Genomic DNA, 22,497 nt, shown 5'->3' with positions numbered 1-22,497 from the left:
TCGCAGGGAACAAGAACGTGAGCGATGCCATCCGGAGGGCCAGTGGACTGGCCCTGGACGAGACGACGGTCACCGCGCTGCGGGCCACACTGAAGACCACCGCCGACGAGGTCGTCCAGGCGATCATCGACGAGGTCCCTTCGTACGCCAACGCCCTGTCGGGCCGCATGGGCGCCACCATCCGCCGGGCCGTCCGCACCGCCCTCGGGAACTACCTGGACCTCGCGAGCGGGAACGCCACGGGCGGCGACGCCGGTGGCGCGGCCTACGAACTGGGCCGCGGCGAGGTGCGCGACGGCCGTTCAATGGACGCCCTGCTCAGCGCCTACCGGGTCGGCGCCCGGGTGGCCTGGCGGTGCCTGGCAGCGGGTGCCGTACCGGCCGGTCTGCCCGCCGCCGAGGTCGCCAAGTTCGCCGAGCTGACCTTCGCCTACATCGACGAGCTCTCCGCCGCGAGCGCGGCGGGCCACGCCGACGAACTGGCCGCCCGGGGCCGGGCCCAGGAGCGCCATCTGGAACACCTGGCCCGCGACCTCCTCGCCGGCGCGGGCCCGGACGTGCTGCTGGCCTCCGTCCAGCGGGCCGGGTGGCAGCCTCCGGTCTCGCTGACCGCGGTCCTGCTGCCCGCCGCCCAGACCCGGCCCGCCTACCGCGTGTTCGACCCGGGCACCCTCGTCCTCGACGACCTGCCGGACGCCACCGGTGTGCTGCTCGTCCCCGACGCCGACCGGTCGCACCTCCTGCGGCAGCTGACCGACCGCACCGCCGTGGTCGGCCCGGCCCGGCCGTGGGCCCGGGCGTCCGCCTCGTACGCGCGGGCCGTACGCGCGCGCTCCCTCTCCCCCGACATCCGCGACACCGAGGACCACCTGCCCGAGCTGGTGCTGAGCGCCGACGCGGACGCGTTCGCGGACCTGCGTGCCCGGGCCCTCGCACCGCTGCGGACCCTGCCCGCCGCGACCGCGGGGCGGCTGGAGGAGACCCTGCGGGCGTGGCTGCTGCACCAGGGCCGGCGGGACGAGGTGGCGGCGGCGCTGTTCGTCCACCCCCAGACCGTCCGGTACCGGATGTCGCAGCTGCGGGGGCTGTTCCCGGATCTCGCCTCGCCGCACCGGGTCCTCGAACTGACGTTGGCGGTGGGCCTCGGGGCCCCGGAGGCTTCCGGGGCCGGGCCGGCGGGGTGATGCGGGCCGGGCGTGCCGCGGTCAGGGCCGCGGCACGCCCGGGACCTCATGCCTCCAGGCGGATCAGCGCCCGCATGGCCTCGCGCTCCACGCGCGCGAGGTCGTCGAGGACCGAGCCGGCCTCGGCCAGGCACCGGGCGTCGCCCGACTCGCCGGCCTCCTCGATCAGTGCCGCCGTCCGCGTCCACAGGACGGCCGCCTCGGCGTACAGCGTGTGACCGGTGCGCAGGTGGACGCTGTCGAGCAGACCGGTGCACTCGGCGAGGAAGTCGCGGTAGAGGTTGCGGAACAGGGCGCCGCCGGTGCCGGCCCGCTCCATCAGCAGAGCGGCCCGCGGCAGGTCCCGCCGGGGGTCGTCGGTGCGCTGGAGCCAGGTGCGGACCAGCTTGCCGGCCTTCTCGATGCCGCGGTGACCGAGGTTGGCGATGGGCGGGTCGAGGAAGGCGCCGGCGCAGGCGGTGATGGCGGGGACGATCCGTGCGTGCGGGGCGGGCAGGTCCCGCACGACGGTGAGGGTGAAGGAGCGGTGTCGGGCGGTCATCGGGCCGCGCTCGGCCCGGGCCCGGGCGAGGCCGGTCAGGCCGCAGGAGACGGCCCCGCCCTGCTGGTCGGTGTCCACCAGGTGGGCGTCGTGGTCGTCGTAGCCGTACATGGCGACGACGTGGCCGCCGAAGTGGACCTTCGTGTCGAAGTAGTCCAGGTGGTAGCTGTCGAGCTGGAGTCCGACGGGGCGCCCGGAGTCGATGGCGGACGCCACGTTCCGCCACGCCCTGCGCGGCGAGGTCGTCTCCTGCACCAGGAGGTCCAGCCCGAGTCCGGCGGCCAGGTTCCTGGTGAGGTCGAACGGCCTGACCCGTCCCCCGAGGAACGGGAAGTCCGCGTTCCTGGCGTCCCAGTAGACGAACGACAGGCCGGAGCCGAGGCCGAACAGCATCGGCTCGGACAGGTCGAGTCCCTGGTGCCGCAGCAGCACCCCCAAGGCCGACGACTCGCAGTGCTGCGTACCGCGGGCGTCGATGCCCGCGACCGTGGTCATGCGCCCTCCTGGACGGGGACGACCAGCCGGGTCGTCAGTTCTTCCTCCGGTGCCTCCGCCGGGCCGACGAGATACGCCTCGCGCACGGGCGCCTGCGGGCGCAGTCCGCGCTCGTGGACGGCGGCGAGGAGCGCGTTGTAGGCCAGCCGCAGGTGCGCGTAGGGCCCGGTGTGCGTGGTCTCGGCGACGAGTCCGCCGGGCAGCACCACGATTTCCAGGCCGGGCACGGCTTCCCCGCGCGGAACCTGCGCTCCGACGGCGATCTCCACCCGCTCGTCCAGGTCCAGCGGGTACAGCCCCCACAGCGGCGGCTCCCACGCGGCCGCCGCCCCGCCGAGCGCGGGCAGCAGCCGGCCCACGCACTCCCCGACCCCGGCCCCGATCCCGGCAGGGGCGCAGGTCGCCCGCAGCACCGCCAGCCGCCGCTCCGGCTCCCTGCCCAGGGTCACCTCGTAGCCGGGCAGACCGCCTTCCGCGAGCCGCTCCAGGGTCTTCAGCCGGGCCTGGTCCCTGCCGATCCGCTCGGCCAGCCGGTCCCGCTCGGCGCGCAGGATCCGCGCCCGGTGCTCCGGCCCGGCGGCCAGGGCCCGGGCGATCACGGCCAGGGGAAGGTCCATCTCGCGCAGCAGGGCGATGGTCAGGGCGTCACGGGCCTGTTCGGGCGCGTAGTAGCGGTAGCCGGAGCCCGCGTCCACGTGGACGGGAGCCAGCAGCCCCGTGTCGTCGTAGTGCCGTAGCTGCTTCACGCTGAGGCGGCACAGGCGCGCGAAGCGCCCGATGGTGAGGAGTTCGTCTCGCACGCCGCCATCGTGGACCCTCCCACGGGGGGAGGGTCCAGCGCCGGGTGAGCGGGCCGGGGATCAGGGCGCCGGGGTCAGCGCGAGACGTGGAACTCGTTCCCGCCGGCGTCCAGGAACTCGCCCGGCTCCCGGTCGGGGTGGCCGACCTCCAGGCGGAGCCTGTTCCGCCGGACCTTCGGCGCCGCGGGCGGCCCGATCACCAACGAGACCGTGCTGGTGGGCCTGCGGCGCAGCCAGGTGCCCCAGTCGTGGGACTCGACCGACTGCCAGTCGGCCCGGGCCTGCCAGAAGGCGGCCTGCGCGTGGCGGTCCTCTTCGGCGGCGTCGAGGCAGATCGCGACGAGCCCCGAGTCGGCGAGCACGCCCGGGTGACCGGGGCGCAGCACGCAGAACTCGTTGCCCTCCGGGTCGGCCAGCACGTCCCACGGGACGTCCCCCTGGCCGATGTCGGCCCGCGTCGCCCCGAGGGCGAGCAGGCGCGCGACCTCGGCCTCCCAGTCCGGTCCCCCGGCGAGGTCGAGGTGGAGCCGGTTCTTGTGCGCCGTCTTCGGCTTCGGGGTCGGGACGAAGCGCAGCCGCAGGCCGTCCGTGCGGCCCTGCGTCGCCTCCTGCCAGAAGCGGTCCATGCGCGCGACGTCCAGCGCGTCGATCACGATCCCGGTCAACATCCCGTCCCCCCAGCGTCGAATCCGTTGTCCGTTCGGGTGCCTGCCGGTTGCGTGCCGCCCCGGCGCCGGCGACCAGCAGACTACTGCGCGGCCGCCGGCCCGCACCCGGGCCCGAGGACGGCGTCCTCGTCGGGCGCCCCGGGGCCCTCGCGATGTGATCGGAGCCGCGAGGGCCGGGGGCGGCAGGCCGGCGCGGGACTACGGCCCGGTGCGGGCGCGCAGGGCGTGCGTGAACCAGGTGAACACCGGGGCCAGGCTGGGCGGGACGGGCCATCCGTTGATGACGGCCAGCAGGTGCCAGTAGCGCTCCGTGCGGGGGTCGCCGGCGATCTCCAGGCGGGTCAGCAGCCAGTGGCGCCGGTCCGCGTCGTCGGCGCGGCCGAAGGTCTGCGCGTAGCGGGCGGTCAGGGCGTCGACGACGGGTACGGCCTCGGCCGAGGCCGGGGCGATGCCCGCGTCGAGCGCGCGGCCGACGCCGTCGCGGACGGCCTCGGTGAGGTCGTGGTGCAGACCGGTGGCATCGCCGCGGACGCGTTCGGCCGCCTGGTACTCGGCCATGCGGCGCACGGCGGCACGGAAGTCGGGATCCTGGGTGAGCTCGGCGAGTTCCACCCAGGCCTCGACCTGTTCGGGTTCGGGATCGTCCGGCAGTTCGGGCATGGCCGCGCGCAGCATGTCGACGAGGTCGGCGTTGGCGTCGAGCCCGCCGAAGGCCTCGTCGATGAAGTCGGTGACCAGGCGTCGGCGTTCGTGGTCGGAGAGCTTGGCGAGCTTGTGCATGAGGTCCGTTTCCTCGGGAGTGGAGCCCCGCTTGGCCACCGCGCGCAGGACGGCGCGGCGCAGTCGGAGGGTGCGGATCTGCACCTCCAGGGCATCGGCGTGGATGGCGGCGACCTCGGGCACCGAGACCTCCCGGTCCACGACCTGGCGGATGAGGGCGAGGTCGAGTCCCAGGTCGCGCAGGGTGCGCACCAGGTCCAGGCGGGCGAGCGCGTCGATGTCGTAGAGCCGGTAGCCGGCCGGGCTGCGGTCCGTCGGCGGCACGACTCCGGTGTCGGAGTAGAACCGGATGGTCTTGACCGTCAGCCCGGTCCGCCGGGCCAGGTCACCGATCGTGAAGAGCGTGTCGCCGTCCATGCCCGTAACTCTCCCGTCTCCCCCTGCGGGAGACTCAAGCCCGGGCGGTGACGGTCGCGGTAGGGCTTCGCGACCCGGGTCCTGCGGGTGCTGGTGCGGGTGCTGGTGCGGGTGCGGGTACTCGTGCTCGTGCTCGTGCTGGTGCCGGGTCAGCTCAGGCGCCGGCGGGCGGGGTGGGCGGGCCCGGTCGTTTCCGGCGGGGCCAGGGCTTCGCGGAGTTCGGGGGTGCGGGCCTTCTCGGCCCGGTACCAGGTGCCGTAGCGGGCGGCGAGGAACGGGGCCGACATGCCGTGGGCGACCACACTGAGGCCGACGGTGGCCGCGGCGACGAGACCGAGCCGGTGGATCCCGGGCACGTGCTCCTCGACCACGAGGAGCCCGAAGACCACGGAGGCCAGGCCGCGCGGCCCGAACCAGCCGATGTAGGCCGCGGTGGGCCACCGGAAGCCCGTGCCGGCGAGCGCGAGGACCACCGGCACCATCCGCACGACCGTCAGGCTGAGCACCGCGTACGTGACGACCCGCCAGTCCAGCTCTTCCAGGGCCGGGCCGAGCAGTACCGCGCCGAAGACCAGGAAGCTCAGCGTCGCGAGCAGCCCGCCCAGGTACTCGGTCAGGTCGGCGGGCCGCCCGCCGGATCCGTCCGCGGGGAGCGGCGGGGCCTGGCGCAGTCCGAGGGCGAACGCGAACCCCGCCGTCCAGGCGGCGATGAACCCGCTGCCGTCCGCCGCCGTCGCCACCGTGTAGGCGCCGACGGCGACGGCCAGGACGAACACCTGTCGCCACTCGCCGGTCACCCAGCCCCTGGCCTGTGACCAGGGCAGCAGCCGCCCGCCGGTGAGGCCGACGGCCAGGCCCACGGCGGTGCTGAGCAGCAGGGTCCGCCAGAGGACCCCGTTCGCCCCCTCCGCGGAGGTGGCCGTGCCGGGGATCGCGGCGAGGAACAGGACGAAGAACGGCAGCACCAGCCCGTCGTTCAGGCCGCTCTCGACGTTCAGGCCCTCGCGGACGAGCGGCGGCACCGCGGGGCTGGTCATGGCGGCCTTGCCGAGCGCCGCGTCGGTGGGCGCGAGGATCGCGGCGAGCAGCGCGAGCTCCCCGCCGGTGAGGCCCGGCAGCAGGGGCCAGGCCAACAGCCAGCCGGCCCCGATCGTGAGCGGCAGGCCGAGGGCCAGCAGGCGCAGCGGCAGGAAGCCTCCGGTGCGCAGGTCCCGTCGGCGCACGGTCATCGCGTCGGCGAAGAGGACCAGGGTCAGCGCCGCCTCGACCAGCGTGCGCACCGCGCCGGCGTCGCGTTCCGGGTGGATGACGTCCAGGCCGGCGGGGCCGATGAGCACGCCGAGACCGGTGAACAGCATCGGCGCCGACAGCGGTGTCGAGGCGAGTCTGCGGGAGAAGAGCCCGTAGCCGGCGGTGACGGCCGCCACGGCCGCCGCGGTCCAGGCGCCGCCGCCGCTCATCGAAGCCGTCCTCTCCGCAGGGCCGGTGGCCGGCCGCACCCCGAGGGATCGGGATGGGCCGGTCGGATGGTCATTGTCGCGTGGGAGGGTGCGCGTTCACGGCGGGACATGCCGCCCGGGGGCGGTCCGTACGATCGCGCGTGTGTGGGTGCCTGCCCTGTGTCGCCGGTCGTGCTGAGCGCCCTGCCGGGGCGGTGTCGGCACGCGTGGCGGCCGGTCCGCGGCGGATCGTCATCCCGAAGGTGTCGCGGGTGCGGGGCGCCGCACGGTCGTGGTCGCGTCCGCACGCGGCACGGGCCCACCGGGGCGCCCGACGGATCCGCCCGGGAACCGCGCACCGAGACACGGCCCCACCAGGGGTCCACGTGCTGAGCGTGGACCCGAGCGTGGACCTGGACGATCCGCGGTCTGCGCGGGACGGCCCGCGCCCCGGGGCCCGGGTGGATCGGTTGTCGTGAACGGCGCGCGTGTCACCGCGCCGCGGGGCGGCGGCTCCGTGCCGAGCGCACGGCGAGGAACACCACGTCGGCGATGAGCAGCAGGACGCCTATGGCGAGCAGGTACAGCATCCCGTGCACCGCGACGCCGACGATGCCCAGCATGATCGCCACGATGACGATCGAGAGGAAGAGAACCATCACATGCCTCCTTGTCGGCCGGACGAGCCTGGGTGAGCCACCAGTGCGCGTCCTCCCGGTCCGTGGCCCGGGTGGGACCGGGGGCCCGTGGTGCGGGCTCCCGGTCGGCCGGTGGACATCAGGGTCACCGGGTCTACCAGTAGTGGCGGCGGCCGGCGACCTCGTGGCCGAGCGAGCCCATGATGAGCAGGGCGAGGCCGATGAGGGCCAGGACGATGCCGACGGTCCACAGGAAGGACATTCCCGTGACGAGTCCGATGGCGAGGAGGATGACTCCGAGGACGATCATGACGTACTCCGTTCTCTCCCCCCAATGCAGTGCTCCGCGGTGCGGAGGAAATGCGTGTACCAGATCCTTTCGAGGGTTCCGGCCAGGCCTTCGACGACGATCCGTGCGGGGCTGTCGTTTCGGTGCCCTAGGGGTGCGGCGTGGCCAGGCCGGCGAGGAGGATGTCGAGGCCGCGTTCGAGTTCGGCGGCCCCGTCGTAGGAGGCGAGGGCGGTGGCGAGGCTGCGCAGGAGCGGGAATTCGCCGATCGGCAGCCGGTGCAGCCCCAGGCGCAACAGGTCGTCGGTCTCGTCGGGGTTGTCGACGAGTTCCTGCAGTTCGTTCAGGACGTGGCCGTGGAGGAGCCCGAACAGGGCGCGGTAGATGTGCAGGGCGTCGGGTCCGGTGAAGCCGGCCCGGGTGAGGAGGGTGAGGACGGCTTCGAGCGGCCGCAGGGTGCCTTTGGGGCGCAGGGCGAGGGGCGTGGCCAGGGGGCGGGTGACCAGGAGGGGGACGACGTTGGGGTGGGCCAGGGCGAGCCTGCGGTAGCGGCGGGCGACGGCGCGCAGTTGGGCGGCCCAGTCGGGGTCGGTGGAGTCCACCTCGAGTTGGTTGAGGACGGTCTCGGCGACGCCGTCGAGCAGGGCGGCCTTGTTCGGTGCGTGGCGGTAGAGGCTCATCGGGTCGTGGTCGAGCGCTCGCGCCAGGCGGCGCATGGACAGTTTCTCTATGCCGTCCTGGTCGATGATCTCCAGTGCGCAGGCGAGCATGCGCTCCCGGCTGAGCCGCTTCGTCGGAGGCGGGTCCCCGACCTCGACGGTCGGGCGGGCCGTGGGGGCGACCATGTCGGCACCTTCTTCCCGGAGGGTGAGCACCGGTGACCCAGAGTTCGTAGACCTACGGTGTAGATACCAGTGTAGTCCCGGGTGCAAGCTGTAGGCATACGACGTAGATCCGAATGGAGCACGTCATGATCATCCTTCTCGGACTCATCCTCCTGGCTGCCGCGGCCGTCGTCGCGGCGGCCGGCATCCTCGCGGCGCGTCGCGCGCCGACGAACAGGAGGCCGAGTCCCCGCATCCGCAGACCGCACCTCCTCCTCGGAGGCCCCGCCACGCCCGAATAGCCGTGGGAACGACGGGTAGCCGCACGAAGGCCAGCCGTAGGCGCGGCAGACCGGCCGCACCGACACACGACGCGCGACACCACGAAAGGAGATGGATTCAGCCATGGGCATCGGCAAGAAGGCCGCACACAAGGCCGAAGCGGTCAAGGGCGGAGTGAAGAAGTCCGTCGGACGCGCCACCGGGAACCGTACCCTCGAGGCCGAAGGCCGCGGCGACCAGGCCAAGGGAAACCTCAAACAGGCCGGAGCCAAGGTCAAGGACGCGTTCAAGCACTGACCCGCACCGGACGCCGGAGCCGTGCAGACGGCCCGACCCGGTGCGAGCGCCGGGCACCGAAGCCCGGGCCCCGGGGACGCGGGACCGGCGGCACGACCGCCGGACACCGCGCACCGCACGGGCCGCGTCCACCGGGCGAGCCGGCCTGCCGGGGCGACCGCTGTGGCCCCCGGCCGGGGCGACTTCCCGTCACGATGCCGTCGGCTGCGGGCTCATCGCCCGCTCGTACAGCTTCTCCCGCGCCCGCTTGAGCAGTTCGGCGGCCTTCTTGCGCGACGCCTCCTCCGCCTTGTCGAGCGCGCCCGGGTAGTCGGCGGACATGGCCGAGCCGGCGCCGTAGTCGACGTCGACCGCCAGGTTCAGGTTCCCGTCGCAGAAAGCCGACTTGAAGCTCAGTTGGTCGACCGGCCCGGGGGTGGTGTCGGTGAGCGGGTGCCGGACCGAGGACTGGTAGCCCTCCTGACCGAGCCCCCCGCCGTCGTTCATCGCGAACTTCCGCGTCTCGGTCGGCTTGGGCCCGCCGAGCGGGGACTTGGCGATGTCCGCCTCGACCTCCATCCAGTGGCAGCCGCGGGCCGCCTCGAAGACCGTCGCGTCGATGGTCACCCGCCAGTCCTCCGTCGCCGGACCGCCGTCGTAGCTGCAGCTGAGCGTCGAGGACGGGTCGTCCGCGATCCCCTCGCTCGTCACCGGTATCGAGCTCCTCAGCTGCCCCGGCAGACCGGGATCGCCGACCGCCGCGCAGAGGTCGCCGACCGTGCGGTACCAGCCGACCTCCTTCGCCTGGCCGGCACTACTGCTGCTGCCACTGCCGGCGGTGGCACTGGCGCCACTGCCTGCGGTGCCGCCACCGCCGCCGCAGGCGGTGAGGAACACGAGGCCGGCAGCCACGAGGGCGGCCGCGCCGGTACGGGAGGTTCGATTTCGACTCGTCACCGCGCCAGGCTAGTGCCGGATCATGCGACGCCCGACCCGGGGTGACGCCCCGTCCGTCGCCGGCCGCGGAGCCTGCGATCATCGACCGATGAACGCCATCGACCGCCCCATGCCGCCGCTGAACGCCGACGAGCGCACGACGCTCGAGAGCTGGCTCGACTTCCACCGCACCACCCTGGCCATGAAGTGCGAGGGGCTGGACGACGAGCAGGCCGCCACGGCCTCCGTGCCGCCGTCCGGCTTCACGCTGACCGGGCTGGTCCAGCACATGGCGGAGGTGGAGCGGAACTGGTTCCGTCGCGTGTTCGCCGGGGAACAGGCGCCGCCCATCTACCCGAAGGCCGACCCGGACGGCCCCGACGGTGGTTTCGAGGTCGCCGCGGGCACCGCCCTGAGCGACGCCCTCGCCGTCTGGCACGCGGAGATCGCCCGCGCCCGTGCGCACTGCGCCGAGCACGCCCTGACCGACACGGGGCGCTTCATGGAGCAGGACGTCAGCCTTCGCTGGATCTACGTCCACATGATCGAGGAGTACGCCCGCCACAACGGCCACGCCGACCTGGTCCGCGAACGCGTCGACGGCGCCACCGGCGTGTAGCACCGGGCCCGGCGGGCCCGGTTCCGGTGCTGTGCCGGGTGGAGGGCCAGACCGGCGACGGGGGTGCCGCGCGGGCGGTGCGGGCGCGGGCTTCGAAGGTCCTTCCTCGGCCGGGCGGGGCTACTCCAGTACCCGGAAGGACGTGCCCGCGGAGTCGGCGTAGGCGAGCCAGGCCGCGCCCGCGCTGTGGACGTGCAGGTCGACGGCGACCTCGTCGTCCTCCCAGCGGCCGGACTCCGAGATCGCGAGGCCGATCAGCGCGAGGGTGCCGGCCTGGTCCCGTAGCTCGTACTGCTCGCGGCTCTCCTCGCCGGGGCCGCCCGAGGACTCCTCGTCGCGTTCCCAGGCGTCCACGGCGGCCCGGGCCAGGTCCCCGGGCAGCCGCACGGTGACCCGGCCGACCTGGAGGTGGACGTGCTCCCCGACCACCGCCAGCACCTTCGCGTCTTCCCTGTACCGCTCGTACTGCGCCTGATCGATCACGGCGCGAGGCTAGCCGGGCGGCTGGAGCCGTCTCCACCGGATTTGCCCGGCGGGCCCCTGTGGGCGGGCAACCCGGGCCTGGCGGTACGTCAGCCCCGGGTGGAGTGGGTGCGAGGGCCGTGCGGTGTGCACGGCCCTCGCACCCGGGTGTGGGGCGCCCCGTTCCCGCCCTCGTCGTCCGGATCTGCACATGGTGGTGAGCTGTGCGGCGTGTGCCGTCACCTGTGCGCGGTGCTGAGCTGCACTGTTGGTGGGGAATCGAACCCCTGCGTTGCTCTTCACGCGCCAGGGCCGGTTTGACCGCCGGCCTCGGTGTGTGCACGCCTCCGTGGCGACTACCTGCTGTCCCACACCCGGTCTGCGGGGTCAGTCCTCGAGCAGGTCGATCTCCCAGTTGGTGCGCTGGATCAGGGTGTCCACCTCGCGGATCTCCTTGGCGAGGAGGTCCGCCCGGGCGCGGAGCTCGGCGACCGGCAGGGCGGAGAGGATCCTGAGTTCGGACCGCAACTGCCGTACGGCTCCGCGCTGGTCGCGTCCGGAGGCGGCGTCGGCGGCCGCGGTGAGCACCGAGTGGCGCAGCCGCAGGACGTCCCGGCGGGCGAGGGCGTCGGTCAGCGTGCCGCCGCCTTCGACGAGCGTGGTGGAGTTGGTCCGGTTGATCAGGCGGATCAGCCGTTCCAGCTCGTCCAGTACCTCCCCGGCCTGGGCCAGGACCTCGGCCGCGTTCTCGGCCGGCTCCTCGCCCTCCTGGTAGCGGGCGCTGCCGACGACGCGCGAGCGCAGCTGCTCCACCTGCCGCACCGCGGCCGCGCGCTGTGCGAGCGCTTCAGCCAGTTTCACCGCGTCATCCACCCTCTGCGTGCCGTTGATCGTCCGGCAAGTATGCACGTCGGCGCCGGCGGCGCGGGTCGCCGGGGCCCGCCCCCTCGGTGGGCTGCGGTGTCCTTGCGGTCAGGGGGTGGTGGCGGTCGCCGCGACCTGCCCGGTCAGGCCTGCGCGGGTCAGGGCGCGGGCGATGGCCGGCCCGTCCAGTGGGTCGTCGTCGGCGTTGGTCGGGGCCAGCCGTTCCAGCAGCCGGTGCGGGTCCAGCCGGTAGGCCTCCGCGTCGGCCAGGAGGCCCTGCGCGTCCGGCCCGTCGGGCGTGTCGACCGTGTCGTCCAGGTGGTCCGTCAGTTCGCCCAGGACTTCGCCGCGGTCGATGAAGGAGCTCATGCCGCAGTCCAGGCCGTCGTCGCGGAGGCCGTCCGGGTACGGTGCCCGGGCCCAGGCGCCGTTCTCGTACCAGTAGACGCAGCCGATCTCGTACGCCTGGATCAGGTCCCGCAGTTCCTCGTGGGGCAGCCAGTCGGGGCCGCCCGCCAGCACGTCGATCGCCGGCTCGTGCCACTTGACGCCGCTCGACTCGTCCTCGCCGTAGAGCACGAACCGGCCGTCGCCCCGCTGGGACATGACCCACCAGGTGCAGCCGCAGTCGTCCCAGTGCAGGCCCTTGTCATCGATCCACCGGCCGGTGCGGTGGCGCGGCGGGCGTTCCTCGTCCGCGGTGGTCGCCTGGAGGGCGGCGAGCAGCGCCCAGCGCGCCCACAGCTCCTCGGCCGGCGGGAGGTCCTGCGGCAGTCCCGGCCGGTGAACGGTCATGTGTGCCCCCGTGCGTGCGTTCCGATGGTGCTCGCCGCAACCGTACTGTCCACGACCGACAGGGCCGGCACGGGGCCCGGGGGCGGCAGGGGCCCGTCCGGGTCAGTACCCCTCGCGGACCTCGAAGACGCCGCTGTCCCAGTACACGGAGGGCTCGTCGGCCTCGCTCGGCCAGTCGCTCTGCAGGTGGCGGCGGCCGTGGCCGAGGGCCCCGACCCGGTGCGGGCCCAACCGCCCCGCCGCCAGGTCGTCCGCCTCGGCGTCGGTGATCGGCAGCACCGTGCGGTACTGCGCGTCCTGTGAGGCGGCCCAGTCGACGTACTCGGTGAAGACGCTCACGAAGGCCTGCGAACAGAGGGCGCAGCGCTGGACGGAGACGATGAAGTGCGAGTCGTCCCGGATCATCGTCTCGACCCGGACCCCGGTGTGGCTCCGGTGGTGCGCCCGCGCCACCGCGGCGTCCTCGGCGCAGCACGCCGTGCACCCGAAGCCCGCGGACTGCGTCGCGTCGTCCCCCATGGTCGCGCCCCCTTCGGCCGTGGCGCCACATGCTACTCGGGCGGGGGCCGGGAGTTCCGGCGGCCCGGGGGGGTGCCGTGACGGCCCGGGGCACGCCAGACTGGCGGCATGCTGATCTCCGCCCGGCGTGACCGGCCCCTGCTGAGGTTCTGGACGACGACCCGCGCCGACTTCTACGCCGACGACCGGACGGCCCGGTGGACCGCGCGGGCGGCCTGGCTGCTGGTGACCGCGTCGCTGTGGCTGGTGCTGATGTTCACGGTGGTGTTCGGGGCGATGGTCGCCGGCGCGCCGACGGGTGTGGTGCTCGTGCTGGTGGTGGGTCTGGGCTTCACGGTGCCGGTCGTGTCGATGCTCGCCGTCACGTCCGGACCGCACGGCCGGATGGGGGCGCCGCTGCTGACCGCGCTGGTCATGGCGGGCGCCGTGGTGCTCTGCTTCTGGCGGAGCTGACAAGGGCCGCCCGGCGGCCCGGTCCCCGGCCGCGCCCGGCCACGCGCGGGGCCCGGACACGCGCGGGGCCCTGCGGGAGCGCTCCGCGCCCGGGTGGCGGCCGATATGCTCCCCCAGCTGGGAGGTACCTCCGACACGAGCGGGGACACGGGCCTCGACGATCCGCGTTCGCGCTGGTCGGAGGCACCGTGCAGGCCACCCGGCCACGGCGGGACACCGCACTTCATGACGTGACGACGGGGTGAAGCGATGCCTCTCGAGGGCGAGTACGAGCCGAGTCCGGCGCAGTGGGTGCGCGAGCAGGTCGAGCTGTACGAGGGTTCGGGCGGCACGCAGGGGCTGACGCTCCGGGACACGGGCCTGCCCGTCGTCATCCTCACCACGCGCGGCGCGAGGAGCGGCAGGATCCGCAAGACCCCGGTGATGCGCGTGGAGCACGAGGGGCGGTACGCGGCCGTGGCCTCGAAGGGCGGCTCCCCGCGCCACCCGCTCTGGTACTTCAACGTCACGTCCGACCCGCACGTGGAGCTCCAGGACGGTCCCGTGCGCCAGGACATGACGGCCCGGGAGGTCACCGGGCAGGAGAAGGCCGAGTGGTGGGAGCGCGCGGTCGCCGCGTACCCGCCGTACGCCGAGTACCAGCAGAAGACCGACCGGGAGATCCCCGTCTTCGTGCTGGAGCCCGCCGCGCGCGGGTAGGAGCGCCTGCGCGGGGCTACAAGGGTGGGCCCGACGCCCCCGGAGACCGGGTCGCGGCACACTTCGGGAACCGGTCCGCGGCGCGGCGATGAGTTTTCCGGCTCCGGCAGGTCTACATCTCGACGGGGTAGACCGACGCACCGGGAGTACAGACATGGGCCTCATCCAGATCGAAATGTTCGCGACCCTCGACCTCGTCGGGCAGGCGCCCGGCGGGCCGGACGAGGACCCGGCGGGGTTCCCGTTCGGCGGCTGGCAGGCACCCCTGCTGAACGAGACCACCGGGGCGCAGATCCTCGCCGCGTACGAGGGCACCGACGCCCTGCTGCTGGGCCGGCGGACGTACGACATCTTCGCCTCCTACTGGCCGCACCAGAAGGACGGCGAGATCGCCGAGCTCTTCAACCGCGTCCCGAAGTACGTGGCCTCCCGCGGCACGCCCGAGCTGCCGTGGGCCGGGTCCGTGCAGCTCGGCCCGGACCTGGCCGCCGCGGTGCGGGAGATCCGCGAGCGGCACGAGAACGTGAAGGTCGTCGGGAGCCTGGACCTGGTGCAGTCCCTGCTGCGGGAGAAGCTCTTCGACCGCCTCGACCTCTGGGTGCACCCGATCGTGCTCGGCGTCGGGAAGAAGGTGTTCGACGGGGGCGCGGTGCCCACGAACGTCACGCTCCTCGAACCGCCGGTGGCCGGCCCGCAGGGCACCGTGTACCTGCGCTACGGGCTCGCCGACGGCACGCCCGGGACGGGCGACATGAGCCTGCCCGACCGCGGTCTCGGGTCCGACGAGGGCAGGTGATCGCGATGACCACGATGACCACCGTCGACGTCGACGGGACCGCCCTGGGCGTCGAGTCCTTCGGTGACCACGACGCGCCGCTCGTCCTGCTCGCGGGCGGGCCGACGATGCTCTCCTGGCCCGACGCGCTCTGCGAGCGCCTGGCCGCCGGCGGGCGCCGGGTGGTGCGCTACGACCTGCGCGACAGCGGGGAGTCCACGACCGCGGACCCGCAGGCACCCGCCTACACCCTGCGCGACCTGGCCGCCGACGCCGCCGCCCTGGCCGGCGCGCTCGGCGGGGCGCCCGCGCACCTCGGGGGGATCGGCGTCGGCGGGATGGTCGCCCAGGTGGCCGTGCTCGACCACCCGGGCGCGTTCCGCGCGCTCACCCTGGTCGGCACCCGCCCGGTCGCCCCCGGACCGCCCGACGACGACCTGCCCGACCACGACGGGGAGACGATGGGCCGACTGTTCGCGCGCCCGGCGCCCGACTGGGCCGACCGCGCGGCGGTGGCGGAGTTCGCCGCCGCCGGCGCGCAGGTCCTCGGCGACGACCCCGCCGCCGCCCGGGCCGTCGCCGCACGCGTCTGGGACCGCACGCCCGGCACCGCTCCCCCGGTCCAGCTGGCCAACCAGCTGGGCGTGGTGTTCTCCCGGCTGGACTGCACGCCCCGCTGGCGCGAGCGCCTGCCCGGCGTCGGGGTGCCGACCCTCGTCGTCCACGGGCGCCGCGACCGGTTCTTCCCCGTCGGCAACGGCGAGGCGCTGGCGCGCGAGATCCCCGGGGCCCGGCTGCTCGTCCTCGACGAGGCCGCCACCGCGCTCCCCGCCGCGGCGGTCGGCGAGGTCACCGGGGCGATGCTCGAGCTCGGATAGCGGACGGCGGGGGAGGGCGGGGCCGAGGACCGCGACGAGCCCGCCGAGGCGCTGCGCAGGCACCACCGGCAGCGCCCCGCGGGCTTGTCGATCTCCTCCCGCGGGGATACCGCGGGTGCCTCGCTCCTCGAGTTCCCCCTGGGGAAAGGGACTTCCATGCCGCTCGGCAACGCGTTCAACAAGGCCTTCTGCAACGGGCACGACTGGGGCTACTGGGAGCGGTACGACGGCAGCTTCACGCTCTACGGGATCGTCCTGGGTGCCAGGGGGACCCCCGAGGCGGAGCACTGCCTCTGGTTCAGACGGTGCCGCAGGTGCCGCGGCCGCGAGACCGAACTGCGCCACAGCTGGGGCCCCCTGGAGTTCATCAACGAGGACCTCGGCGTGGACTCCGGCAAACGGTACGACGGGTACCGGTGCACCTGGTGCAGGGCCACCAAGCCGGCGTGACGTGACGGCACACGCCCACGCCGCCTGCTCAGCCGTCTGCGCGTCCCGGGCCGAGATGAGCCCGGTCGGTCGGCGACGGATCGTCGCATCGAGCAGCTCGCGGTGCGGCGGGCCAGCGGCACCTCGCCGCTGGCGACGGCCCCGCCGACCGGGGTGTGGAAGGGACAGCAGCTGTCGTGCCCGACAGCAACGCGTCGAGCGCTCGGCCCTTGACCGGGCCACCCGACCCCGAGGGCTTCGACTGGCCGTTCGGCGGTGGTGGCGGCTCGTCCGCGCCCCCTGAGATTCACGTTGAGGTCACCTGTCTGCGAGTACGTCGTCTGAACGGCACGCTACGACTGTTGTTGATCTAGATCGTGCACAAGAGAAGGCCCCGCTCGCGCGGCACCATCGTGCGAACCGTTCGAGTTCCCCGAACTCGTCGAACGGCAAGCCGGCCTGGCGGCGACCCTCACCCTGGAGGAGCTGCAGGATGCGTTCAGACAGTGTGCGGAGCCGTCTCCCGGACCGCCCGGCGCCACCGCGGACGGTCGCCCTGGCCGCCGTCGCGACCGGCGCCCTCGGCCTCGACACCCACCTCACCGGCCTGCTCGAAGCCCTCCTCGCCCGAGGACGCGGTCCCCGCATGACCGGCGGCAGCGGTGAGCCGGACGGACGGGCCCCGGGCCCGTCCGCCGACACCTCGTGGGGACGAATCGAGCCGATCGCAGGATACTGAAGCCATGGCGCAGAACGCCCGCACGCACCACGAGCCGTCGCGTCTCACGGTCAAGGGCCGCGAGGTACGACTGCGCACCATCGCCATGGGCGTCATCGCCGTCCTGGCCGTCTGGTTCATCGCGGTCAACACCGCCTCCGTGACCATCACCCTGTGGGTCGCCGACGTCACCCTGCCACTCTGGGTCGTCCTGACCGTCACGATCCTCGTCGGCATGCTGATCGGCACTTTCCTGACCCGCCGCCGGGCCTCCCGCAGAGCAACCCGGCCATGACCCCGGGGCCCGCACGTCGGCGTCCGCCCCGGGCCTGACCGGCGGGAAACCGCAGGCGGAGAGGACTGCGCAGTCGGCGGACGGTCTACCGCGCGGCGCCGGCCACGGTCCCGACCAACCTCTCCACGCTGCGGGTCCAGGAGGGGGCTCCCAACCGCAGTCGTCCCAGTGCAGACCCTCGTGATCCCCGTCGATGTCGGGAGGGTACGGCTGCGGCGCCGTGGCGTCATTGTGTGAACGCTCGTGCCGTCCCTGCATCCGCCCGGTTCCCCGGAGCCCCTCCGTCCACGCCTCGGGCGGAACGCGCTGCGCCGACCGGCGGCGTGCAGGTGGGAAGGCCCGGCTCGCGGCGGAGCGGGGCTCGGGGCAGCGTCCGGGGGGGGCTTCACACCGGTTGTCGGCGGACGCGCCGACCGATCCGGCAGGAAGGACGCGGGAGCCTGCCCGGTCTTCCACCCGATCGTCTCCGCCCCGGCGAACACGGTGATCGCAGCCTGGGTGAGCGCGCGGAGCCGGAACCAGGAGGAGGGCCCCATGCCGCAGGAAGCCGCAGGGGCCCCTGCCGGGGACAGGACCGGCTTCGAGACCGATGAGGCGGCCCGCTGCATGGCCCACTCGCACGACGTACTGCGGTGGCGCGAGCACGCCGTGGGCCGGGCGGTCGAGGCCAAACGGCGCGCCGGCCTGGCGGCGACCCTCACCTCGGAGGAGCTGCAGGCGGCGTTCCGGCAGTGTGCGGAGCCGGTATCCGTCCCGTTCGGTTCCGGCGGGGTCTGATCGGGCCGTGACGAGCTCGTGCAGGCGCCCGGCCGGGGCGAGCCCGGCCCCGGCCCGTCCCCGCGCCCCTTGCCCGCCCAGGGCGGGCTCGTGCGCGCCCCGCTCCCGCCCGGGCGCAATCGTGCGCGCCGTGCCTCCGGCCCCGGGCCGGGCGGCGTTGACGCCCGGTCACGCCGGGGTGGAGCGTGGCCCGGGGCGGACAGGACCCGCCCCGCAGGCAGTGCCCCTAACGCCCCCGTACGCCCGAGGAGTTCCCGTGCGTCGCTCCGGCACCTCCGTCCGAAGAACCCCCGCCCGCATCCCCGCCCTGGCCTCCGCTGTGGTCACGCTGGCCGCCCTGCTGTGGCCGACGGCAGCGGCCTCCGCCTCCCCCTCGGCCCTCGCCGCCGACCCCCCGTTCGGCACCCAGACCACCATCGGCCTGTACGCGCCGGTGCCGGCCGGCTGGGCGGCCGTCGCCCAGAACCAGGCGACCGGGCTGAAGACCATCGAGTTCCTCGGCGGTGCGCCCTACCTGGCCAGGGTCGCCGTGCTGGCCAACACCACCGTGCCCGCGGGCTGGGTGCTGGTCGCGGTGTCCATCGACGCCCGGACCTCCCAGGTCGCCTACCTCGGCGGCGCGCCCCACGGTGCGACGGTCACCGCCGACGTGGGCTGCACGATGCCCGGAGGCCGGGTCTACGGCTACCCCGTGCCGGCCGGCTGGACGATCGTCGGCAGCGGCGTCAACTCCGTCTGCTCGTACCAGAACCTGCGCTACCCCTGACCGGGCTCTGCCCGCCCGGTCCCGCCCGATCCGCCGTTCTGGCCGGGGGACGGCAGGCGGCCCGCCCCCCGTGTGCGGGAAGCGGGCCGCCCGGGCGCCGGTACGGTCACTGGTGGAGGTAGGTGTCGGTGAAGCTGGTGCCGCCGGAGCCGAGCGCGCTGGTGCGGGCCTCGTAGGTGCCGTTGGAGCTGGGGTCGAGGGCGACCGGGCCGAAGGAGCCGAGGGACTTGCCGTTGACGGTGGCCGAGGTGAACGCGAGGGTCCCGAACTTGGGGTACGAGCCGGTCGGCGACTCGATGATGACCTCGGCGCTGGTCCGCTGCGCGGACAGGGACTTGGTCGTGCTGTAGGTCCAGCCCCGCGAGGAGTCGGTCAGCTTGAGGGTGTACTTGCTGCTGCCGGCGTAGGTGACGGAGGCGGTGATGACGTCGCCGGCCGACACCGGGTACGAGCTGAGGCTCAGGTAGACCGGGCTCGCCGGGTACATCTCGTACCAGGCCTGGTTGACGGGGCTGCCGCTGGAGCAGTCGGTGGCCACCCCGGTCTGCTCGACGGTGGAGGAGCCGTACCCGTCGATGCCGACCCAGGGCGCGTAGAGGTCGTTGGTGGAGTTGCAGGTCGCGTGCGGCTCGGTCCAGGTCGCCGAGACCGAGGTGAAACCGCTGCCCGTGGCGGCGTAGCCGCCCCAGTTGTAGCCGTTGGTGTTGTACTGCAGGGGGCGGAAGGACATCGCCCGGGCGGCCGCCGCGGTGGTCGGCGCGGCGGGAGCCGCGAGGGTGGTGGCTGCTGCCGCGAGGGTGACGACGCGTATCAGGAACGTGCGCATGCTGGCTCCTTCGTGGGGGGCGGGCCGGCGGCTCACACGCCGAGTCGGGCCGTGGGGGCGGCCGTGGTGGGGTGGCAGTCAGGATTACCGACTGTCATGAGCCGGGCAAGAGGAGCAGCGGGAAGGTTGATGAAGGAATTGCCTTGCCGAGTAGTGGACTTGACGTTCACCCGGCGCGCACGCACGGGGAGAGGAGTTCCCGGCGGGGCCGCCCCCGGGCCCTGCCGGCCCGGGGAACACACCCGCCCCATGGCCTCGGGCACGGCGCAGGAACGCCGGGCCCGAGACCATGGGGCGGGTGTTGACACCTCGGCGGGTGCCGCGGGGAGGGGCTCCTGTTACCGGGCCTGGTCGTCCACCGCCGCGGCCACTGACGCGACCGGGCAGTCGCAGCGCTTGCGGCCGACCAGGAGGAAGGGGCCTCGCTGTCGGGGACGGGCACGAGGCCGGGAGGGTTTCCTCCGCAGTACTTGGCCTTCTGCGCGTCGGTCATGGCGACCCCGTGGGCGGCGAACACGCCCGTTCCGCCCTTGTCCGGGCTGTTGAGCCGCCACCTGCGCCGGACGGGCTGACCGGGCGGACGCTTTACCAGGCATCCGGGCGGGTGGCCTGACGGGCGGTCTGGCGGGCCGGACGGTCAGGACTGCGGGTCCTCGGCGAGGAGTTCGAGGACGGGCAGGGCCGCGAGCAGCGCCGCGCGCTGGTCGGCGGTGAGCAGCGCGGTGCGTTCGGCGAGGACCTGATTGCGTTCGGCGCGGATCTGGGCCAGCGTGGCGCGGCCGTCGTCGGTGATCCGGATCAGGGCGGAGCGCCGGTCCTGCGGGTCGGCCTCCTTGGTGAGCAGGGCGTCGGCGTGCAGCGGGGCAAGGGTGCGGATCAGGGAGGGCGCGGACACCTGCTCGCGGGCGGCGAGGTCGACCAGCCGGATCGGGCCGTGGGCCTCGATCCTGGCGAGGGCCGAGAGCTGGGCGAAGGTGAGGTCGCGCCGGCCGGAGGCCTGGACCATGTGCCGGTGCAGCCGGGAGACGGCCAGGCGCAGCCGGGCGAGGTCGTCGGCCGGTAGCGGGTGTTCGGCCCCGGGCGGGGTCGTGGTGGTCGCCATGGGCCGGTGGTCCTCCTCAGGTGCGCGGGTCGGTGCCGGTCCGCGCCGGGGCGGGCGTTTGCTTCACCGTACCGGCCGGCGGGGCGGCCTCGGCGGGACGGGCGCGGATCAGGGAGGCGGCGGCTCCGGCGAGGGAGAGCGCGATGGCGAACCAGAACACCACCACCAGGCCGTCGTGGAAGGGGCCGGCGATCAGTTGGGGGAAGAACTGGCGCCCGGTGAGGGTCTGGGCGTTGGCCGCCGGGAGGTGGCCGAGCAGGTCGGGGCCGAGGAGTTCGCGGACCGGGTTGCAGCCGAGGAAGGCCGCGAACAGGGTGCCGACCGGGGGCAGGGCGGCGATCGTGTGCGCGGCGGGGGCCGGGACGCCCTGCGCGGTGAGGCCGGTGTCCAGTCCGTGGGGCAGCGAGCTGGACAGGCCGGCGACCATCAGCGAGAAGAACACGCCGATCGACAGCACCATCCCGGCGTTCTGGAAGGTGGCGCGCATGCCGGAGGCGGCGCCGCGGGCGTCGGCCGGGACGCTGGACATGATCAGCGCGGTGTTCGGGGCGGCGAACAGGCCGCCGCCCAGGCCGTTGAGGAGGATCAGCAGGGCGAACCAGCCGTAGCCGAAGTCGGTGGGCAGGAGCAGCAGGCCGCCGAAGGACAGGGCCATGACCGCCAGGCCGGCGGCCGCGTACAGCCGGGCGCCGTGCTTGTCGGAGAGGTGGCCGGCGAGCGGGCCGGCGATCAGGAAGCCGATGGTCAGCGGGATCATGTAGATGCCCGCCCACAGCGGGGTGTCCTCGTACTGGTAGCCGTGCAGCGGCAGCCAGATCCCCTGCAGCCAGATGATCAGCATGAACTGCAGGCCGCCGCGGGCGACGGAGCCGAACAGGGTGGCCGCGTTGCCGCCGGTGAAGGCGCGGTCGCGGAACAGGCGCAGCGGGAACATCGGTTCGGGGGCGCGGAGTTCGACCAGGCAGAAGAGGGCGAGGACGGCGGTGCCGCCGATCAGGCCGGCCAGCACCCACGGGTTGGTCCAGCCCATGGTGCGGCCGCCGTAGGGCTGGATGCCGTAGGTGATGGCGGCGAGCAGGGCGGTCAGGCCGACGGCGAAGGTGAGGTTGCCCCACCAGTCGATGCGGGCCGGGCGGCGCACGCCGGTGTCGCGCAGCGAGCGGTAGGCCCAGGCGGTGCCCAGCAGGCCGATCGGGACGTTGACCCAGAAGATCGAGCGCCAGTTCCACTCGGCGAGGACGCCGCCGAGCACCAGGCCGATGAAGGATCCGGCGATGGCCGCGACGACGTTGACGCCCAGGGCCATGCCGCGCTGGCGGGCGGGGAAGGCGTCGGTGATGATCGCCGCGGAGTTGGCCATCAGCATCGATCCGCCGACGGCCTGGGCGACCCGCCACAGGATCAGCCAGAGCGCGCCGCCACCGCCGGAGACGGGGTCGAGGGAGAGGGCGACGGAGGTGAGGGTGAAGAGCAGGAAGCCGGCGTTGTAGATCCGCACCCGGCCGTGGATGTCCCCGAGCCGTCCGAGGGTGACCACCAGCACGGCGGTGACCAGGAGGTAGCCCATCAGCATCCAGAGCAGGTAGCTGACGTTGCCGGGCTGCAGCGGGTCGAGGCCGATGCCGTTGAAGATCGCGGGCAGCGAGATCAGCACGATCGAGCTGTTGATGGTCGCGACCAGCGTGCCCAGGGTGGTGTTCGACAGCGCGACCCACTTGTAGCGCGGGTCGTCCTGCTCGTGGCTCGGGTTCTCCCGCTCGTGGCGCGGGTGTTCCTGCGGGACCGCCGGCATGCCACCACTCCGCCCGGGTGAGGTTTCCTGGAACGCCTGAAATAGTTAGTTGCTACTAGCTAACCATCCTCCTGGCGGGTGCCCGGACACAAGGGTCGCGGCGGCTGCTAGAAAGGCACTCGAACGCGGCCCGGCCCACCCGGATCCCGCCAGGAGGATGGTTAGCTAGTAGCAACTAACTATTTCAGGCGTTCCAGGAAACCTCACCCGGGCGGAGTGG

Annotated in this window: 27 protein-coding genes; 11 read left to right on the top strand and 16 right to left on the bottom strand. The window is 73.8% G+C overall.

What is annotated here, in order from left to right; genetic code table 11:
• The first annotated feature begins 17 nt into the window (after positions 1-17).
• The gene (locus AB0N04_RS10525) at positions 18-1,184 is read left to right on the top strand and encodes a helix-turn-helix domain-containing protein (RefSeq protein ID WP_360220177.1); all 1,167 of its coding nucleotides are present in this window, start codon (positions 18-20) and stop codon (positions 1,182-1,184) included.
• Between the two features lie 46 nt (positions 1,185-1,230).
• Here the strand turns inward: AB0N04_RS10525 and AB0N04_RS10520 are convergent, their stop codons facing one another.
• From AB0N04_RS10520 to AB0N04_RS10485, 8 genes are all read right to left on the bottom strand, one after another.
• The gene (locus tag AB0N04_RS10520) at positions 1,231-2,220 is read right to left on the bottom strand and encodes a BtrH N-terminal domain-containing protein (RefSeq protein WP_360221955.1); all 990 of its coding nucleotides are present in this window, start codon (positions 2,218-2,220) and stop codon (positions 1,231-1,233) included.
• The gene (locus AB0N04_RS10515) at positions 2,217-3,020 is read right to left on the bottom strand and encodes a MerR family transcriptional regulator (RefSeq protein ID WP_360221958.1); all 804 of its coding nucleotides are present in this window, start codon (positions 3,018-3,020) and stop codon (positions 2,217-2,219) included. The genes AB0N04_RS10520 and AB0N04_RS10515 overlap by 4 nt, the downstream gene beginning before the upstream one ends.
• A 74-nt stretch (positions 3,021-3,094) precedes the next feature.
• The gene (locus AB0N04_RS10510; protein WP_360221960.1) at positions 3,095-3,688 is read right to left on the bottom strand and encodes a VOC family protein; all 594 of its coding nucleotides are present in this window, start codon (positions 3,686-3,688) and stop codon (positions 3,095-3,097) included.
• A 198-nt stretch (positions 3,689-3,886) separates the two neighbouring features.
• Positions 3,887-4,825, bottom strand: coding sequence for a MerR family transcriptional regulator (locus AB0N04_RS10505; RefSeq protein WP_360221963.1), 939 nt, complete (start codon positions 4,823-4,825; stop codon positions 3,887-3,889).
• 149 nt (positions 4,826-4,974) lie between these two features.
• Positions 4,975-6,285, bottom strand: coding sequence for a cation:proton antiporter (locus AB0N04_RS10500; RefSeq protein WP_360221966.1), 1,311 nt, complete (start codon positions 6,283-6,285; stop codon positions 4,975-4,977).
• Between the two features lie 470 nt (positions 6,286-6,755).
• On the bottom strand, positions 6,756-6,923 hold the full coding sequence (locus AB0N04_RS10495) for a hypothetical protein (RefSeq protein ID WP_360221969.1): 168 nt from the start codon (positions 6,921-6,923) through the stop codon (positions 6,756-6,758).
• A 133-nt stretch (positions 6,924-7,056) separates the two neighbouring features.
• On the bottom strand, positions 7,057-7,212 hold the full coding sequence (locus AB0N04_RS10490; protein ID WP_360221972.1) for a DUF6131 family protein: 156 nt from the start codon (positions 7,210-7,212) through the stop codon (positions 7,057-7,059).
• Between the two features lie 127 nt (positions 7,213-7,339).
• Positions 7,340-8,035: a TetR/AcrR family transcriptional regulator C-terminal domain-containing protein gene (locus AB0N04_RS10485; RefSeq protein ID WP_360221975.1), complete on the bottom strand. Its 696-nt coding sequence runs from the start codon at positions 8,033-8,035 to the stop codon at positions 7,340-7,342.
• A gap of 384 nt (positions 8,036-8,419) precedes the next feature.
• On the opposite strand from AB0N04_RS10485, the gene AB0N04_RS10480 reads away from it, so the two are divergent.
• Positions 8,420-8,593 carry a CsbD family protein gene (locus tag AB0N04_RS10480; protein ID WP_360221978.1) on the top strand — a complete coding sequence of 58 codons (174 nt, stop codon included), beginning with the start codon at positions 8,420-8,422 and terminating at the stop codon, positions 8,591-8,593.
• 189 nt (positions 8,594-8,782) lie between these two features.
• Here the strand turns inward: AB0N04_RS10480 and AB0N04_RS10475 are convergent, their stop codons facing one another.
• The gene (locus tag AB0N04_RS10475; protein ID WP_360221980.1) at positions 8,783-9,529 is read right to left on the bottom strand and encodes a hypothetical protein; all 747 of its coding nucleotides are present in this window, start codon (positions 9,527-9,529) and stop codon (positions 8,783-8,785) included.
• A gap of 88 nt (positions 9,530-9,617) precedes the next feature.
• Here AB0N04_RS10475 and AB0N04_RS10470 point away from each other — a divergent pair, with 88 nt between their 5' ends.
• Positions 9,618-10,127 (top strand): DinB family protein, encoded by a 510-nt coding sequence (locus AB0N04_RS10470; protein WP_360221983.1) that lies wholly within the window; start codon positions 9,618-9,620, stop codon positions 10,125-10,127.
• A gap of 120 nt (positions 10,128-10,247) precedes the next feature.
• Here the strand turns inward: AB0N04_RS10470 and AB0N04_RS10465 are convergent, their stop codons facing one another.
• From AB0N04_RS10465 to AB0N04_RS10450, 4 genes are all read right to left on the bottom strand, one after another.
• Positions 10,248-10,610 (bottom strand): hypothetical protein, encoded by a 363-nt coding sequence (locus tag AB0N04_RS10465; protein WP_360221986.1) that lies wholly within the window; start codon positions 10,608-10,610, stop codon positions 10,248-10,250.
• A gap of 366 nt (positions 10,611-10,976) precedes the next feature.
• Positions 10,977-11,450 (bottom strand): DIP1984 family protein, encoded by a 474-nt coding sequence (locus AB0N04_RS10460; RefSeq protein ID WP_360221989.1) that lies wholly within the window; start codon positions 11,448-11,450, stop codon positions 10,977-10,979.
• 111 nt (positions 11,451-11,561) lie between these two features.
• A complete protein-coding gene (locus AB0N04_RS10455; protein ID WP_360221992.1) occupies positions 11,562-12,248 on the bottom strand; it encodes a hypothetical protein in 687 nt (228 codons plus the stop codon).
• A 102-nt stretch (positions 12,249-12,350) separates the two neighbouring features.
• Positions 12,351-12,767: a hypothetical protein gene (locus AB0N04_RS10450; protein ID WP_360221995.1), complete on the bottom strand. Its 417-nt coding sequence runs from the start codon at positions 12,765-12,767 to the stop codon at positions 12,351-12,353.
• 108 nt (positions 12,768-12,875) lie between these two features.
• On the opposite strand from AB0N04_RS10450, the gene AB0N04_RS10445 reads away from it, so the two are divergent.
• The 8 genes from AB0N04_RS10445 (at position 12,876) to AB0N04_RS10410 (ending at position 18,557) form a co-directional block, all read left to right on the top strand.
• Positions 12,876-13,220, top strand: coding sequence for a hypothetical protein (locus AB0N04_RS10445; protein WP_360221998.1), 345 nt, complete (start codon positions 12,876-12,878; stop codon positions 13,218-13,220).
• Positions 13,221-13,469: 249 nt separating this feature from the next.
• The gene (locus AB0N04_RS10440; protein WP_360222001.1) at positions 13,470-13,919 is read left to right on the top strand and encodes a nitroreductase family deazaflavin-dependent oxidoreductase; all 450 of its coding nucleotides are present in this window, start codon (positions 13,470-13,472) and stop codon (positions 13,917-13,919) included.
• Positions 13,920-14,073: 154 nt separating this feature from the next.
• On the top strand, positions 14,074-14,715 hold the full coding sequence (locus AB0N04_RS10435; RefSeq protein ID WP_360222004.1) for a dihydrofolate reductase family protein: 642 nt from the start codon (positions 14,074-14,076) through the stop codon (positions 14,713-14,715).
• A 14-nt stretch (positions 14,716-14,729) separates the two neighbouring features.
• Positions 14,730-15,572, top strand: coding sequence for an alpha/beta hydrolase (locus AB0N04_RS10430; protein WP_360222028.1), 843 nt, complete (start codon positions 14,730-14,732; stop codon positions 15,570-15,572).
• 156 nt (positions 15,573-15,728) lie between these two features.
• The gene (locus AB0N04_RS10425) at positions 15,729-16,022 is read left to right on the top strand and encodes a hypothetical protein (RefSeq protein WP_360222007.1); all 294 of its coding nucleotides are present in this window, start codon (positions 15,729-15,731) and stop codon (positions 16,020-16,022) included.
• 722 nt (positions 16,023-16,744) lie between these two features.
• Complete coding sequence (locus tag AB0N04_RS10420; RefSeq protein WP_360222010.1) at positions 16,745-17,014, top strand: LapA family protein; 270 nt, start codon at positions 16,745-16,747, stop codon at positions 17,012-17,014.
• A gap of 534 nt (positions 17,015-17,548) precedes the next feature.
• On the top strand, positions 17,549-17,791 hold the full coding sequence (locus tag AB0N04_RS10415; RefSeq protein WP_360222013.1) for a hypothetical protein: 243 nt from the start codon (positions 17,549-17,551) through the stop codon (positions 17,789-17,791).
• 256 nt (positions 17,792-18,047) lie between these two features.
• Positions 18,048-18,557 carry a hypothetical protein gene (locus tag AB0N04_RS10410; RefSeq protein WP_360222016.1) on the top strand — a complete coding sequence of 170 codons (510 nt, stop codon included), beginning with the start codon at positions 18,048-18,050 and terminating at the stop codon, positions 18,555-18,557.
• A gap of 106 nt (positions 18,558-18,663) precedes the next feature.
• On the opposite strand, the gene AB0N04_RS10405 is transcribed toward AB0N04_RS10410, so the two are convergent.
• The 3 genes from AB0N04_RS10405 to AB0N04_RS10395 form a co-directional block, all read right to left on the bottom strand.
• A complete protein-coding gene (locus AB0N04_RS10405; protein ID WP_360222019.1) occupies positions 18,664-19,383 on the bottom strand; it encodes a G1 family glutamic endopeptidase in 720 nt (239 codons plus the stop codon).
• Between the two features lie 637 nt (positions 19,384-20,020).
• A complete protein-coding gene (locus AB0N04_RS10400) occupies positions 20,021-20,485 on the bottom strand; it encodes a MarR family transcriptional regulator (protein WP_360222022.1) in 465 nt (154 codons plus the stop codon).
• A 16-nt stretch (positions 20,486-20,501) separates the two neighbouring features.
• Positions 20,502-22,277: an MFS transporter gene (locus AB0N04_RS10395; protein WP_360222025.1), complete on the bottom strand. Its 1,776-nt coding sequence runs from the start codon at positions 22,275-22,277 to the stop codon at positions 20,502-20,504.
• Between the last annotated feature and the right edge of the window lie 220 nt (positions 22,278-22,497).

Origin of the sequence: Kitasatospora sp. NPDC051702, assembly GCF_040681575.1 — a bacterium.
GTDB lineage: Bacteria > Actinomycetota > Actinomycetes > Streptomycetales > Streptomycetaceae > Kitasatospora.
The sequence above is the reverse complement of the archived record's forward strand: the minus strand, read 5'-3'. Positions and strand labels throughout refer to the sequence as shown.

What these genes read in the sequence shown, in the direction of transcription:
- AB0N04_RS10520 (WP_360221955.1), bottom strand. Translation starts at nt 2,220, where the DNA reads ATGACCACGGTCGCGGGCATCGACGCCCGCGGTACGCAGCACTGCGAG.
- AB0N04_RS10510 (WP_360221960.1), bottom strand. Translation starts at nt 3,688, where the DNA reads ATGTTGACCGGGATCGTGATCGACGCGCTGGACGTCGCGCGCATGGAC.
- AB0N04_RS10505 (WP_360221963.1), bottom strand. Translation starts at nt 4,825, where the DNA reads ATGGACGGCGACACGCTCTTCACGATCGGTGACCTGGCCCGGCGGACC.
- AB0N04_RS10500 (WP_360221966.1), bottom strand. Translation starts at nt 6,285, where the DNA reads ATGAGCGGCGGCGGCGCCTGGACCGCGGCGGCCGTGGCGGCCGTCACC.
- AB0N04_RS10495 (WP_360221969.1), bottom strand. Translation starts at nt 6,923, where the DNA reads ATGGTTCTCTTCCTCTCGATCGTCATCGTGGCGATCATGCTGGGCATC.
- AB0N04_RS10490 (WP_360221972.1), bottom strand. Translation starts at nt 7,212, where the DNA reads ATGATCGTCCTCGGAGTCATCCTCCTCGCCATCGGACTCGTCACGGGA.
- AB0N04_RS10485 (WP_360221975.1), bottom strand. Translation starts at nt 8,035, where the DNA reads ATGGTCGCCCCCACGGCCCGCCCGACCGTCGAGGTCGGGGACCCGCCT.
- AB0N04_RS10480 (WP_360221978.1), top strand. Translation starts at nt 8,420, where the DNA reads ATGGGCATCGGCAAGAAGGCCGCACACAAGGCCGAAGCGGTCAAGGGC.
- AB0N04_RS10470 (WP_360221983.1), top strand. Translation starts at nt 9,618, where the DNA reads ATGAACGCCATCGACCGCCCCATGCCGCCGCTGAACGCCGACGAGCGC.
- AB0N04_RS10455 (WP_360221992.1), bottom strand. Translation starts at nt 12,248, where the DNA reads ATGACCGTTCACCGGCCGGGACTGCCGCAGGACCTCCCGCCGGCCGAG.
- AB0N04_RS10450 (WP_360221995.1), bottom strand. Translation starts at nt 12,767, where the DNA reads ATGGGGGACGACGCGACGCAGTCCGCGGGCTTCGGGTGCACGGCGTGC.
- AB0N04_RS10445 (WP_360221998.1), top strand. Translation starts at nt 12,876, where the DNA reads ATGCTGATCTCCGCCCGGCGTGACCGGCCCCTGCTGAGGTTCTGGACG.
- AB0N04_RS10440 (WP_360222001.1), top strand. Translation starts at nt 13,470, where the DNA reads ATGCCTCTCGAGGGCGAGTACGAGCCGAGTCCGGCGCAGTGGGTGCGC.
- AB0N04_RS10435 (WP_360222004.1), top strand. Translation starts at nt 14,074, where the DNA reads ATGGGCCTCATCCAGATCGAAATGTTCGCGACCCTCGACCTCGTCGGG.
- AB0N04_RS10430 (WP_360222028.1), top strand. Translation starts at nt 14,730, where the DNA reads ATGACCACCGTCGACGTCGACGGGACCGCCCTGGGCGTCGAGTCCTTC.
- AB0N04_RS10425 (WP_360222007.1), top strand. Translation starts at nt 15,729, where the DNA reads ATGCCGCTCGGCAACGCGTTCAACAAGGCCTTCTGCAACGGGCACGAC.
- AB0N04_RS10420 (WP_360222010.1), top strand. Translation starts at nt 16,745, where the DNA reads ATGGCGCAGAACGCCCGCACGCACCACGAGCCGTCGCGTCTCACGGTC.
- AB0N04_RS10415 (WP_360222013.1), top strand. Translation starts at nt 17,549, where the DNA reads ATGCCGCAGGAAGCCGCAGGGGCCCCTGCCGGGGACAGGACCGGCTTC.
- AB0N04_RS10405 (WP_360222019.1), bottom strand. Translation starts at nt 19,383, where the DNA reads ATGCGCACGTTCCTGATACGCGTCGTCACCCTCGCGGCAGCAGCCACC.
- AB0N04_RS10400 (WP_360222022.1), bottom strand. Translation starts at nt 20,485, where the DNA reads ATGGCGACCACCACGACCCCGCCCGGGGCCGAACACCCGCTACCGGCC.
- AB0N04_RS10395 (WP_360222025.1), bottom strand. Translation starts at nt 22,277, where the DNA reads ATGCCGGCGGTCCCGCAGGAACACCCGCGCCACGAGCGGGAGAACCCG.